The sequence below is a fragment of the Blastomonas sp. 34TW genome (assembly GCF_059803595.1).
Window position 1 is genome coordinate 1 of record NZ_JAPFGW010000028.1, and the last position, 13,606, is coordinate 13,606.

The window sequence follows — 13,606 nt, forward strand, 5'->3', positions numbered from 1 at the left end:
AGGATAGAGGGGGGATCGGGTATGGGAGCTTCGTTGCGCCCGATCAGGACCGGGCTTGCAGCCAAGTCAAAGGAAGAAGTGGTGCTGACCGGCGCATCAACGGCAATTGGCAATGCGCCAAGCCCCACCAGCGACGTGCAGCCGACCATCGCAAAGCAGCCAGCCTTCATATCCTTGCAGGGCGGCGCACTGTCGCGCGATTGCTTTTCGGCTTCCATGCAATCCGCCATGCCCGCCATCGACGAGGCGGCGGCGCTCTGCTCCTGCTGCATTTCAGCGCAAGGCGGCGACGCATAGGCCACGCCCTGCCACAAGAGGCCAAACATGGCTCCAAGCAACAAGAGATGGCGTAACAGCGTTTTCATTCGATACCTAAAATGGGCGGATAGGCTATAATTGTCAATTCGCCTTATAACCGTGAATCGTTACAGCTTCACCCGATTGAGCCGAAGCGCGTTCATCACGACAGTAAATGATGATAGCGCCATAGCGGCTCCTGCAATCATCGGTGACATCAGGATGCCAGACACGGGGTAAAGCACGCCAGCCGCCACCGGAACGCCGACGCCGTTGAACAGGAACGAGAAGAACAGGTTTTGCCGGATATTGCGCATCGTTGCTTTGGCAAGAGCGCGGGCGCGGACTACGGCTGCAAGGTCGCCCTTCGTGAGCGTGATCCCTGCGCTCTCAATCGCAACATCGGTGCCGGTTCCCATCGCAAGACCGACATCGGCAGCGGCAAGTGCCGGTGCATCGTTGATCCCGTCGCCCGCCATTGCGACCTTAGCGCCTGCTGCTTTGAGTTCGCCGACGATGCGTGCCTTGTCGTCAGGTTTGAGCTCGGCATGAACACCGTCTAGCCCGCCAACCGCGTCGGCAACGACTTGCGCGGTCGTCGGATTGTCGCCGGTAAGCATGATAACGCGCAGGCCGTGTTTTCGAAGCGCCTCAATGGCTTCGCGCGCATTGGCACGAATGGGATCGGCAACAGCGACCAATCCTGCAAGTTTGCCATCAACCGCGATCAGCATCACGCCCGCACCCTCGCGGCGTCGGGTTTCAGCAGCTTCATTGAGGGGAGTTGGATCAACACCGATGCGCTGCATCTGTGCGGCATTGCCAATTACGACAGCGCGCCCGCCGACTTGGGCGCTTATGCCCGCGCCGACCTGAACCTCGAAATTCTCCGGCTCATCTAGCGTCAGCTTGCGCTCCTGTGCGGCACTCACAATGGCATGAGCCAGCGGATGCTCCGAGCGCGCTTCGACGGCTGCAACAAGCGCCAGAAATTCGTTTTCGTCCATGCCGCCGCTTGTTTGGATGGCAACCAGCTTGGGTTTACCTTCAGTGAGCGTGCCAGTCTTGTCGATGACCAAAGTGTCGACTTTCTCGAAAGCTTGCAGCGCTTCGGCATGTTTGACCAAAACGCCAGCATGTGCACCGCGTCCGGTTGCCACCATGATCGACATTGGCGTAGCTAATCCCAGTGCACAGGGGCAGGCTATGATGAGAACGGCAATGGCGTTGAGCAGCGCATGGCCGATACGCGGTTCGGGGCCAACGAGGCTCCAGACCGCGAAGGACAGTATGGCAATGGCAATCACCAACGGAACGAACCAGCCTGAAATCCGGTCGGCGACGGCTTGTATCGGCGCGCGGCTGCGCTGCGCTTCGGCTACCATACGAACGATGCGCGCCAGCATGGTATCGCTGCCGACCGCTTGTGCTTCCATGACAATGCTACCGGTGCCATTGACCGTGCCGCCCGTCAGCGCGCTGGTCGCTTCCTTAGCGACCGGCAAAGGTTCGCCCGTCAACATCGACTCATCGACAGATGAACGGCCTTCGATCACCACGCCGTCCACCGGGACGGCTTCGCCTGGACGAACGCGCAGGCGATCGCCTGTGTGAACGTCGGATAAAGGAATTTCGGTTTCGGTTCCGTCAGCATTTATGCGCCGTGCGGTTTTTGGCGCGAGATTGAGTAGCGCACGGATTGCCTTGCCGGTTGCGGCTCTTGCGCGCAGCTCCAACACTTGTCCAAGCAACACGAGCGCCACGACCACGCCAGCCGCTTCATAATAGACTGGCACCATGCCGCCGTGCATTCTGAAGGTCGCGGGGAACAGGCCCGGTGCAAAGGTCGCAACCACGCTGTATAGGAATGCTGCGCCGACACCGATGGCGATCAGGGTGAACATATTTAGTTTTCGCGTGACGATTGATGTCCATCCGCGCGTGAAAAACGGCCAGCCTGCCCACAAGACAATCGGTGCAGTCAGCGCCAATTGAATCCACGGCGAATAGGCGGGATCGACCAAATGCAGTCTGAGAAATTCTGTTCCCATCGTCAGGATCAGCAGTGGCACTGCCAGCGCCGCCGACACCCACCAACGCTTCGTAAAATCCACCAGCTCGGGGTTTGGCGCATCATCCAATGAAGGCTCTTCAGGCTCCAACGCCATCCCGCAAATAGGGCATGTTCCCGGCCCTTGCTGTCGGATTTCGTGGTGCATAGGGCATATCCACATAGCTCCCGGCGCGGCGACGGGTTCTGGGCGCGCGGTAGTGGACAGATATTTGGCCGGGTCTGCGGTGAATTTAGCCAGACACCCCGCACTGCAAAAATGATAGTCAGCACTGTCGTGGGTGGCATGATGTGCTGTCTTTGCCGGATCGACTGTCATTCCGCAGACGGGATCGACCGCCATGTTCGTCGATTCTGACGGAGCCGTATTAGTCGCCGGTTTGTGCAACGAGTGATCACTTGAATTCATTGCCGGTCTCCACAAAATGCTTGCCTGCGCGGTGAGGTACAAACAGGCGGTGCTAATTTGCGCCGCCTGTTTGTATTAACTTCGGCCAAGCAATTTCGTGCAATCGGGGCGATTGAACGATCAAAATTGCTCTCTTCGTTTTTGCTCCCTTATGCGCTTACATTCACGGTAAACGGCACGATCACTTCGCGGCCATTGGCCATGATCTGGACGAATATCTTCATGATACCGCCGTTCTTGGGTTCCATATGGAAGCCAACAACCGGTCCGCTACGTTCACTGTCAGATTTAGGCTCGGTGCCTTGCGGGTGGACGTGTTCGATTGAACTCCAGTCGCGTGAAAAGGCCACAACATGACCAAATGCGCCCATGATAGGTTGCAACTGGGTGAAGGGCTGGCCGGATTTCGCATCGACAATTGCGACACTACCCATGACGCCTTCGCCAGCTTTTACGGGGCCGGCAAACGAGAGTGCGAACTTGAGACCGCCCATTTCTGCGGTGACAACTGGCTTTGCGTCAGGCGCAGGCGCTTTCTCTGACCCGGCAATCATGTCAGCAAACACATATTCCTGATCGCCATCTTTGCGCGTTGAGTCGGCCCACACACGGTATTTCCGGCCAAATTTAGGCGTGAAACTGAACGTCCAGTCGCCCCGCTTCGCACCTGCGATAGGATGAATATGCTGATAATCGGTCAGACTTTCATCAATGATGAGCAAATGCAGCTTCTTTGTGTGCGCAAGCGCCAGTTGATCGGGGCCAATCGGCGCGCCGGTCTTTACGTCGGTCAAAGTAAGTGTCACCGATTGCGGCTTGCCCGGTGTAAAAGCACCGGCGGGAGCCATTGCAACTTTGAGAGTCGCAGCCCCGTGATGATGACTAGCTTCGCCCATATCCATTCCGGCATGTTCACCGCCTGTAGCTTCCTTGGCAGCAATTGCGGCATGATCTGCATCAGTATGGCCATCATCATGCTTCTTTTCGCCGCAGGCGCTAAGCGCAAAAGCTGACGCGGCAAGGAGTAATAATGCTTTTCTCATAGGGAATATCCTTGGGTTGAGGGCTAATAAGCCCGTAAGTTACCAGATTGGCGGGCTTCATCGACAATGCGTTCAAGCGGTGCCTGACCAAATAGACGGAACAGGATTGGCGTAATGAGCGCGTCGAGTAATGTTGCTGACAACAGGCCGCCAAAGATCGTCACCGCAACCGGATGAAGGATCTCTTTTCCAGGTTCATCCGCTCCGATGAGCAGGGGGGTAAGCGCAAGGCCTGCGGCAAGAGCGGTCATGAGCACAGGCGTCAACCGTTCGAGCGTGCCACGAATGATCATTGCATCGCCCCATGTCTCGCCTTCATGAAGCACTAGATTGATATAGTGGCTGACTTTCAAAATACCGTTGCGTGAAGCAATGCCGGTGAGCGTAACGAACCCGACCATGCTGGCGACCGAAAGCGGTAATCCTGCAAGCGCAAGTGCTAGCACCGACCCGACCAGTGCCATTGGGACACCAGCCATGATGATCAGCGCGATCCTGGCCGAACGATACCGTGTGAACAGAAGAACGAAGATCAAACCGAATGAAACAAGCGACAGGCCGCCAATTGTAAACGCCGCTTCGCGCTGTGCCTCGAATTGGCCCTCGACGCGGACAAAACCGCCAACAGGCAGTTTGAGTTTGGCAGCTTCCGCCTCAATCGCGGTCACGATGCTGCCCAGATTTGCACCCGGTTCTGCGTTTGCGGAAACCACGATCCGGCGTTTTCCGCCTTCGCGCAATATTTGGTTAGGGCCATCCGTTTCTACGATTTCCGCCAAGTTGCGCAAAGGAACCGGCCCTCTGGGCGTTTCGATCAGCAGATCGGCAAGGGCCGCAGTCGTGCGTGTTTCATCGGGGAGCCGCAGAACAACATCGTAACGTTTGAGGCCATTAACGACGCGGCTGACAATCTTGCCGTTGGATAATGTTGCAATCGCGTCGGACACTGCTGCGGGCGTAATGCCGTAACTGCTTGCCCTCTCATAATCGATCCGCAGGTCGAGTTGCGGCACGCGCACCTGCTTTTCGACCCGCAAATCGACGACGCCGGGAATCTCGACAGCAGCGGCACGCAACTGCTCGGCACTGGCCCGCGCGGCGTCCAAATCTTCTGCGAATATCTTTATGACAATTTGCGCTTGCACGCCGGAGAGCAAATGATCGAGCCGGTGACCGATGGGCGCACCAACCGAGATAGAACCGGGCAATATGGCTAATTGCTTGCGGATGGTTTCAGCAACCGCGTCTCGATCTTCGGTATCGGGTTTCAGGGCCACGTCGAGTTCGCTTGAATGCACACCCTCCGCATGTTCATCGAGTTCGGCCCGCCCTGTCCGGCGACTGACGCTTTCAACCTGCGGTATTTGGAGCAGGAGCTTTTCTGCGGTCGCCGCCAATTGGCTTGAGGCTTCGAGCGAAATTCCGGGTTCGAGCTGAAAGCCGACAACAAAGCTACCTTCGTTAAACGTCGGCAGAAATGCACGGGGCAGCAATAAGGCACCGCCGATAGCGAGGACACTGACAATGCCAGCCGCGATTGAAATACCGCGCACGCGGGCAAAGCCCCAATCGAGTATCCACGCATTCGCCTGTTTAAGGCGTGTCACCAAACCGGACTCGCGCTCGGCATGAATCTGCGCAATCTTGGGCAGCCAATAATAGCACAGAACAGGTGTCAGTGTAACGGCGGTGACAAAGCTAGCGAGGATCGACACGATATAGGCTTGCCCTAACGGGGCGAACAGGCGTCCTTCCACGCCGCCCAAGAAGAACAACGGCAGAAAGACTAGGATGATGATTGCGGTGGCATAGACAATGCCCGAACGCACCTCACCCGACGCATGGGCGATGACGACAAGCGATGATTTCGGTTCGGGCAATGCCGCATTCTCGCGTAAACGCCGAAACACATTTTCCACGTCAACGACGGCATCATCTACCAATTCGCCGATCGCAATCGCCAGTCCACCCAGCGTCATTGTATTGATCGACAGGCCAAAAATGGAAAACACAATGGCCGTGATTAAAATCGATATCGGTAGCGATATAAGCGAAATTGCTGTGGTGCGGGTGTTGAGGAGAAACAGGAAAAGGACGATTGCCACGACGATTGCAGCTTCGATCAAAACTTTCTGAAGCGTGCCAATCGACGTTTCGATGAAATTGGCTTGGCGGAACTGGACCTTGTCGGCGCTAATGCCGTCCGGCAGAGTCGCGGTTATTTCCTTTAGGGCAGCCTCCACCTGCGTTGTTACCGCTATTGTATCTGCGGTTGGCTGCTTCTGCACGGCAATCACCACCGCTGGCGCGCCGTCATAACCGGCCTCGCCGCGCCGGAAACCGGCCGCAAAGTCGGCCGAGGCTACCTGCGAAAGTCGCACAGGGCCGTTCGCACTTTCGCCAACGACCAGCGCGCGTAGATCGTCGATCCGTGTTGTCTGCGCTACGCCCCGGATCAGATACTCCTTTTGAAACTGATCGACGAAACCGCCGCCGCTGTTGGTGCCGAACTCGCGCAACTGCCGATCAATCTGGTCGAGCGTTATACCCTGCGCCGCCATTGCGGCCGGATCGGGCGACACGCGGTATTGCCTCACTTCGCCGCCAATCGGGATAACCTGTGCAACGCCAGGTATAGTGAGCAGGCGGGGTCGGATCTGAAAATCAGCAATCTCGCGCGCTTCCATCGGGCTGGCTTTGCCATAAGGGATGGCGACAAGCATGATCTCGCCCATGATCGACGTCACCGGACCCATCTGGGGAACTGTTCCCGGCGGTATTTGCTCGCGCACGAGCGTCAACCGCTCTGCCACTTGTTGGCGTGCGCGAAAGACGTCTTCGCTCCAGTCAAACTCGACGTAGACCACTGAAAGTCCGATGCCGGAAACCGACCGAACCCGTTCAACCCCGGGAACACCGCTCATCGACGTTTCAATTGGGCGGGTTACTAAAGTTTCGACTTCGGGTGGTGCGAGGCCCGGCGACTCAGTCAGTATTGTTACGACTGGACGATTGAGATTGGGCAGGACGTCAACCGGCAGCCGGCTTGCCGACACCAGCCCCATCGCAACCAGCGCAATCGCTGCAAACAGGACCAGTATCCGGTTGCGCAACGAAAAGGCGACGATGGCGTCGAACATGCTTAGCGAACCTGGCCGAGCAGAGTTGCCCCGATTGTCACCACACGCTCGTCTGCTTTAACCCCTGAGAGTATCGCGACACTGCTAGCGTCAACAGGCGCGGTGGTCACGTTGCGCAAGGCAAAGCCTTCGGCGCGCGTTTTGACGAACACAGATGTCAACCCATTTGAACCGCTGATTAGCGCAGCACGCGGCACAATGACACCTGCGACCTGCTCGCCCAGTGGTGCCGCAATCGTTACGCTTTCGCCAATGCGCAAACGTGGCGGCGCACCGACAATACGGAAAAGGCCTTGTGCCGCGCGCCCCCGGTCGGCAAGGCCAGCGCCTTCAAACACCAGATTGAATGTCGCGCCGTCGCTAGTCTTGCCAACCGCGCTTGCTCCAGCCGATATAGGGCGGCGGTCGAACAGATTGGCTTCGACATAGAGACGCGACGGATCGACAATTTCAAATAGCGTAGTTTGTGCAGCAACGACCTGACCGACGCGGACACCGCTTACCGAGATGACACCGCTGATGGGGGCACGCAGCACTTCACGCGCCGATGTCGCTTGACTCAATCCTGCGCGACGCGATTGCAGGCCGCGCAGGGTGATTGATGCCTCTTCAATTTCACGGCGCGGCACCACGCCCTCAAGCCGACGAAGCCGGGTCGCCCGATTGGCGGCAAGCGCGATTTGTTGATCGAGATCGCCCAACTCGCGTGATAAAGATGCACGATCTATCGCCTGAAGCGGCGGTTCGATGATTGCCAATATCTGTCCAGCACGCACCGATTGTCCGATGACCGCAATTCCAGATGCGCCTGCACTGACGCGTCCCCCGGTCGCGCTTTGCACCAGACCGCCGCGACGCGGATCAGCGATGATTTGGCCGGTGAGATTGGCAGACGGTGTAGCAAAACCGTCCGTCGTAATAATTGTTCGCAGGCCGATGATCCGCTGAACGGTCTTGGGTGCAAAGACGCCGCCGTTTGGCAGCCGCGCTGCGGCATCTCCGCCGCCAATCACGCCACCAGCGGAGGTGTCGGGCGCTGCTGGCGCGCCATGATCTTCATCGCCGTGCGCTTGAATGGCGCGGGGCTGCATGAAAAAGAACCCCAACCCGAGCATAATCAAAGCTGCGCCCGCCTTACGCGAGCGCCAAAAGATGAAGGCAACGATAACCAGCACTGCAACGCCCGCCGCTACGATCCAATAGGTCCATCCACCGCTTGATAGCGATGCTTCTGCTTCTGGAATTTTCAATTCAGCCGATAACGACTCGACCGCTCCGGCGCGCGTCACAAGGAAAGCCACCTGATGCGTTCCTGCGGCCTCAAATTTGGGGTCTGACACGGTGTATACACCGTTCGCTAATTTTGCTGTTTTGCTTTGGCCGTCGATTGTGACGTTTAGATTTGCGTTGGTTATCGGCGCATTGTCAGCCCATCCATCAATCCAGACCGTCATGTCGTCGGCATCAACCGCTGCAACGAGCTCCAATGTAGCTGTTCGCGCCTCAATTCGGGGCGTTGTTCCAGCCGGCGCGCTGACAGCTGCCGCAGTTCCGTGATCTTCATCGCCGTGCGCGTGTGAGGAATATGGTGCGGATAACAAAAATGCAGCGGCAATGGATGCCATGAAATATCTGAAAATCATGGCAAAACACCCATTGCTTGATTGAGGTTAGAAATCGCCGCCGATTTCGCAATGCGGGCGGCTCCTAAATCGCGGTCTGCATCGAACAGTGCCTGCCGCGCACGTAGATATTCGATATAGCCAATCTCGCCCTCCGTTCGGCCTCTTTCGGTCAGCATGAGCGCCTCACGCAGCGCAGATTGCCGCATCTCGGCATCGACAAGCGCGCGTTCTGCAATTGACAGGCGCACCGATGCAGCTCTCTGGTCTGCGATCAACCGCAACCGCAACCGCGCCGCCTCGGCGACAGTGGCCAAGGCTTCGGCACGCGCACCGCCCGCATCGGCGATCGCACGCTGATCGCGACCGAGCGGCACCGCAATGCCCACGAGCAATGCATCTTCGTAATTGCCACGCGGATCGTTACGCTCACGACGGACACCAATAGTTCCCTCAACTCTAGGGCGCGTGCCAAACCGCGCATATGCGGCGTTGGCTTCCAATGCCTTGGCGTTCGCTTCTGCTGCGCGCAACGCCGGGTGGGTTTCGATATCTGTGCTTGGCGATAGGTCTTCATCCCCAAATATGTCCGGCACATCACCGATCAATCCCTCAACCGATGCCCGCGCTTCGGCCAGATCGCTTTCGGAAGCGGAAAGTCTTCCCATGGCAGCAGCAAGGTCCGCCTGTGAAACCAATAACTCCCGCCTCGCCTGCACACCGGCTTGCACTAATCGTGCAACTTGCTCGGTTTCAACGCGTGCAATCGCAACATGCTGTTGTTCAATCTCAACTGCGCTACGCGCACCGGCCAATTGCCAATATGCGGTTCGGATATCGCCCGCTAATGTAAGCTGGGCCGCCACCAGCTTCGCATTTACAGCATCGCCAGCTAGCGCCGCTGCGCTGATACCAGAGCGCCCTTCGCCAGGCCATCTGATTGCCGCCGAAACGCGGGCCTCTTGTTCGATTATACCGCCCGAACGGGTCAAAACATCGCCACTTACAACTGGCGGTCCTACAAACGGTCCGCTTGCTGCGCGGCGCTGTGCGTCAACCTGTGCTTTCAACGCGGGGCTGGCAGCAGCCTCGGGTAATCGCGCGGCGGCACGCTCAAACGCATCATGCAACGACGCAACGGGGGCATCGTCCTGCGCCAAGGCCGGTGACAACGCCATAACCGCCGCGCCGAGCAACATCACGCCGACACCAAATGGCAGCCGGATCAGCATCAGGTTCATCGGATAATCACTCTTGCCATAACTGTTATACGCGCGGAGTGGGAGTAGCCCCCAAAGCGTGATCTTTTTTACGATGTCGGCACGATTGGCTTGATGTCCGCTGACGACCAGTGGATGTGGATGATCTTCCATTGGCCGTCGATCAGGCGCAGCACCATCGTTTCGGCCGAGGTGCTGTTGATTGCTTTGTCCTTATACGTGCCTTTCGTCACGCCTTGGCTCGTTACCAACACCATATCGCCCGTCGCTTTTGCGGAACGCGCTGATAAGCTTTGCTTGATCCCTTTCAAGAACGCGATGTCGGCCTCCAAATGGTGCGACGCATATTCAGCCTTGCTCTTTTCAGCACCTCCCCCTTCGTATATCAGCACATCGTCGGCCAGCAGCTCCATTGCTCCCTCAGTATTGCCAGCTTTGAGTGCTGTGTGAAAAGCATCAACCACCTCTTCAGCAGCGTTGGTCAGCGAACCGCTGCTTGCCTCTTCTACATTCGATGCTTTTGTGTCTTGGGGACTCGACCCACAACCTGCCAGCATGGCCGACGCCAAAAAAATGACGAAATAATGTCTCATGTTCAATCCTCTCTCAAAAATTGTTTGCCCACTTATTGATTTGAAGTTCCAGAGCTTGGCGCGCGCGACGCGTTTTGCCTTCGACAGCTTTTGCGCTGATTCCAAGCTCTGCGCCTGCTTCACTATGGCTGAGACCTTCAAAGACGGTCAGTAACAGCGGTTCTTTGAGCGCGGGCGGCAGTTGCGCAATCGCCCTGTCGAGCAACACCAGATCTTGGTCCGCATTCATCTTTTGATCGGCAGTCGGCGCGGCATCTGGAATGTCAGCTGCGTCTATTGGCCACGAAAGCTGAAAAAACCGGCGAACCTTGGCCTTGCGGCTGTGGTCACGGCATTTGTTTAACGCGATGGCTGTTAGCCAACGCCCGAGTGGGCGGTCGACATCGTAGCTAGCGAGCGATTGCCAAGCAGCGATGAAAACCTGCTGTAGCAAATCATGCGCATCTTCGTTGCCTCCAACATATCGCCGGATAAAAGAAAATACCGGCAACTTGTAGCGATGCATGATGGAAGCAAAGGCCGTAGCGTCGCCAGCGACAGATCGTTCACATAACGCCCCGTCAGAGAGCTCAGAATCCGATATCACTGTTGCTCTTGCATCAGCGCTTGCGAGACAGAGCGGTCAAAAATCTTTGCCTGCTCTTCCGTTAAAACCGCGCGCATCCTGAAAATATGACTGACGGTTTCCTTTTGGTAGCGGCCAAGAGCGATGTGGACATGCTCAATCGCCGCTTGCACATCAGGTCCGTCTCGCTTGCTCGTTTGAATTGCTTTAGCCAGTTCTACATTGGCGGCATGTGCCTCGGCCTCAAGTTGTGCGCGCACGAGTGCAAAACGCTTCTCTTCCTTTGCAATATCATTGTCCTGGTCTGCTGACAGGTTCAATTTGCTATGGAGCAACTCGTGCAACGCATTATCCTGTCGCGCGTCGGGGGTAAGCAATTTGGTGCCTACAAAAGCACCGCCAATGCCGGCCAGAAACGCGAGAATTAGAGTTGCGATAATTGCTCGGCGGGCGGGATTCATTGAGCAGATACCAACAAAGCTGAAGGTGCCAGATGTGCCCCAGAGACCAGTGGCGCGCTGCTTTGACTGTTTGCCACCGCTACTCCGCCGAGGCTGATACCAACAATCATTGCGGCCGCGATAGCGCCAAACCTTATCGGTGTTTGCAATCTGACAACTGACGTGATTTGGGCGAGACCGCTCATTACGCCCGTCTCAACTAGCGACAGATCAATATCATTCAGGGGCGCGTCCGCCAATCGCGCCAATGCTTTGTCTATGTCCATGATCTCACCTCGTTCGCTTCGTTAGTTATACGCGCGACTATGCCGCAGCCCCCATAAATTTTTGGGTCACGTCCGTCAATGAGGTGTAATTTGGGGTGTGGTCACCGGGCTGCATGGTCAGGCGGCCTTGGGTGTAATCTGTAGCGGCTGAGCCTCCTCGATCATTGGTGTGGCAAGGGCTGCCATGCCCTCGATCTGCATGTAGCGGTGCTGGAGCTGCCACTCGTCATTCTGCTCGAGCAGGACGGCGCCGACGAGTCGGATGATGCTGTCCTCGTTGGGGAAGATACCGACGACGTCAGCACGGCGCTTCACCTCCTTGTTCAGGCGCTCCAGCGGATTGGTGCTGTGCAGCTTGACCCGGTGCTGCTCGGGGAAGGTCATGTAGGCCAGGACATCGTGCTCGGCGTCGTCCATGCAGGTTCCCAGCTTCGGCCAGCGGGTGCGCAGTTGGTCGGCGACCTGGCGCCAGACCTGGGTAGCGGCCGCATGATCGGGCTGGAGGAAGACCTGCCGGATGGCGGCGGCGACCACGGTGTTCTGCCCCTTGGGCACGTAGGCCAGTGCGTTGCGCATGAAGTGGACGCGGCAGCGCTGCCAGGTGGCGCCGAGCACGCGGGTGATCGCCGCCTTGAGCCCCTCGTGGGCATCGGAGATGACCAGCTTCACTCCCTTGAGGCCGCGGCGGGCCAGGTCCTTGAGGAAGCTCGACCAGAACGGCTCGGCCTCGCTGGGACCGATGTGCAGGCCGACGATCTCGCGCTTGCCCTCGGTGTTGACCGCGACCGCTATTATCGCCGCGACACTGACGATACGGCCGCCCTCGCGGACCTTGAGGTAGGTCGCGTCCAGCCAGAGGTAAGGCCAGTCGCCCGCCAGCGGCCGCTTGAGGAAGGCGTGCACGCGTTCGTCGATGTCCTTGCACAGCTTCGAGACCGAAGACTTGGAGATGCCGGTCATGCCCATGGCCTGAACCAGCTCGTCGACGCGCCGGGTGCTGACGCCGGCGATCCATGCTTCCTGGATCACCGAGACCAGCGCCTTCTCGACGGTCTTCCTGGGTTCCAGGAAGCCAGGGAAGTAGGCCCCGGTCCTGAGCTTGGGGATCTTCAGGTTGAGCGTGCCGAGCCGGGTGTCGAGGCTGCGCTCTCGGTAGCCGTTACGCCAGGTCGTGCGGTCGCCGGATCGCTCGTGTCGGCCGGCGCCGATCACGCCGTCGACATCGGCCTCCATGATCAGCTGCAGCACGCTCTCGGCAATGCTGCGCAGGAAATCGCTGTCTCCGGTCTTCGCCATCAGCTCGGCAAGCGGTAGTCTGTCTTCGGTCATCGGGATCAACTCCTCGGGTGGGTGTGACGTGTGGAAACTCCACCTTACCGATGAGCCCGGTGGCCACCGAGATCGAAACTGCTGGTGGTGGGGCATGCCCCACCACCAGCAGCACCTAAATCTCCACCGAAAATTACACCACGAGCGCGGACGCTAACAATTTTTGCCGCGTTGGAGATGCGCCTTCGATTTCTGCGGGCTACCTAAAGCAACTCCCGCAAAAGACAGCGTTGAGTTTTGCCTTCGGCAGCCCAACCTAAAGCTGGTAAAACGACGCTATTGTGCATTCATGGACCTTTTCGGTGCAAGCGCATTTCAAAAAATGGTATGCCCATTCGGCGGATATGAGCAATTCGAACGACTTTACACGCGCAGCGGGGCGTTTTGCTCCGACCGCTCTATATGACAGCGGCGTAGCTCTGCTAACGCGCGAGGAGGTCTGGCGGAACGAGCTTCTCCGCATGTTGTCGCCTCTGCCCGGCGAAACAATTCTCGATGTCGGTTGTGGTACAGGGTATCCATCCGGCGGGGGCCGCCTTGTCTGGGTAGGTATTGAGCGCTCTTTAGCGTGCTCTTGTGAGCGCGCTTAG

At 57.8% G+C, this 13,606-nt stretch carries 11 protein-coding genes; all 11 read right to left on the reverse strand.

Features of this window, described 5'->3' with window-relative positions; genetic code table 11:
* The coding region (locus tag OPU69_RS19325; protein ID WP_498513164.1) for a hypothetical protein at positions 1-365 on the reverse strand (365 nt) is incomplete at its 3' end.
* 60 nt (positions 366-425) lie between these two features.
* Positions 426-2,711 (reverse strand): heavy metal translocating P-type ATPase, encoded by a 2,286-nt coding sequence (locus tag OPU69_RS19330; RefSeq protein ID WP_155647001.1) that lies wholly within the window; start codon positions 2,709-2,711, stop codon positions 426-428.
* A gap of 215 nt (positions 2,712-2,926) precedes the next feature.
* Positions 2,927-3,820, reverse strand: coding sequence for a DUF8832 domain-containing protein (locus tag OPU69_RS19335; protein WP_155647000.1), 894 nt, complete (start codon positions 3,818-3,820; stop codon positions 2,927-2,929).
* Between the two features lie 23 nt (positions 3,821-3,843).
* Positions 3,844-6,960 (reverse strand): efflux RND transporter permease subunit, encoded by a 3,117-nt coding sequence (locus OPU69_RS19340; protein WP_498513167.1) that lies wholly within the window; start codon positions 6,958-6,960, stop codon positions 3,844-3,846.
* 2 nt (positions 6,961-6,962) lie between these two features.
* The gene (locus tag OPU69_RS19345; protein ID WP_081095573.1) at positions 6,963-8,603 is read right to left on the reverse strand and encodes an efflux RND transporter periplasmic adaptor subunit; all 1,641 of its coding nucleotides are present in this window, start codon (positions 8,601-8,603) and stop codon (positions 6,963-6,965) included.
* Complete coding sequence (locus OPU69_RS19350; RefSeq protein WP_082744433.1) at positions 8,600-9,955, reverse strand: TolC family protein; 1,356 nt, start codon at positions 9,953-9,955, stop codon at positions 8,600-8,602. Before OPU69_RS19350 ends, OPU69_RS19345 begins: the two co-directional genes overlap by 4 nt.
* Positions 9,892-10,395, reverse strand: a complete 504-nt coding sequence (locus OPU69_RS19355; protein WP_067403090.1) for a nuclear transport factor 2 family protein — start codon at positions 10,393-10,395, stop codon at positions 9,892-9,894. Before OPU69_RS19355 ends, OPU69_RS19350 begins: the two co-directional genes overlap by 64 nt.
* A 13-nt stretch (positions 10,396-10,408) precedes the next feature.
* Complete coding sequence (locus tag OPU69_RS19360; RefSeq protein WP_446652679.1) at positions 10,409-10,981, reverse strand: RNA polymerase sigma factor; 573 nt, start codon at positions 10,979-10,981, stop codon at positions 10,409-10,411.
* Complete coding sequence (locus tag OPU69_RS19365; protein ID WP_081095566.1) at positions 10,978-11,421, reverse strand: periplasmic heavy metal sensor; 444 nt, start codon at positions 11,419-11,421, stop codon at positions 10,978-10,980. Before OPU69_RS19365 ends, OPU69_RS19360 begins: the two co-directional genes overlap by 4 nt.
* On the reverse strand, positions 11,418-11,687 hold the full coding sequence (locus OPU69_RS19370; RefSeq protein ID WP_155645048.1) for a hypothetical protein: 270 nt from the start codon (positions 11,685-11,687) through the stop codon (positions 11,418-11,420). The genes OPU69_RS19365 and OPU69_RS19370 overlap by 4 nt, the downstream gene beginning before the upstream one ends.
* 117 nt (positions 11,688-11,804) lie before the next feature.
* A complete protein-coding gene (locus OPU69_RS19375) occupies positions 11,805-13,016 on the reverse strand; it encodes an IS256 family transposase (protein WP_058456888.1) in 1,212 nt (403 codons plus the stop codon).
* Between the last annotated feature and the right edge of the window lie 590 nt (positions 13,017-13,606).

What these genes read in the sequence shown, in the direction of transcription:
- OPU69_RS19330 (WP_155647001.1), bottom strand. Translation starts at nt 2,711, where the DNA reads ATGGCGGTCGATCCCGTCTGCGGAATGACAGTCGATCCGGCAAAGACA.
- OPU69_RS19335 (WP_155647000.1), bottom strand. Translation starts at nt 3,820, where the DNA reads ATGAGAAAAGCATTATTACTCCTTGCCGCGTCAGCTTTTGCGCTTAGC.
- OPU69_RS19340 (WP_498513167.1), bottom strand. Translation starts at nt 6,960, where the DNA reads ATGTTCGACGCCATCGTCGCCTTTTCGTTGCGCAACCGGATACTGGTC.
- OPU69_RS19345 (WP_081095573.1), bottom strand. Translation starts at nt 8,603, where the DNA reads ATGATTTTCAGATATTTCATGGCATCCATTGCCGCTGCATTTTTGTTA.
- OPU69_RS19350 (WP_082744433.1), bottom strand. Translation starts at nt 9,955, where the DNA reads ATGGAAGATCATCCACATCCACTGGTCGTCAGCGGACATCAAGCCAAT.
- OPU69_RS19355 (WP_067403090.1), bottom strand. Translation starts at nt 10,395, where the DNA reads ATGAGACATTATTTCGTCATTTTTTTGGCGTCGGCCATGCTGGCAGGT.
- OPU69_RS19365 (WP_081095566.1), bottom strand. Translation starts at nt 11,421, where the DNA reads ATGAATCCCGCCCGCCGAGCAATTATCGCAACTCTAATTCTCGCGTTT.
- OPU69_RS19370 (WP_155645048.1), bottom strand. Translation starts at nt 11,687, where the DNA reads ATGGACATAGACAAAGCATTGGCGCGATTGGCGGACGCGCCCCTGAAT.
- OPU69_RS19375 (WP_058456888.1), bottom strand. Translation starts at nt 13,016, where the DNA reads ATGACCGAAGACAGACTACCGCTTGCCGAGCTGATGGCGAAGACCGGA.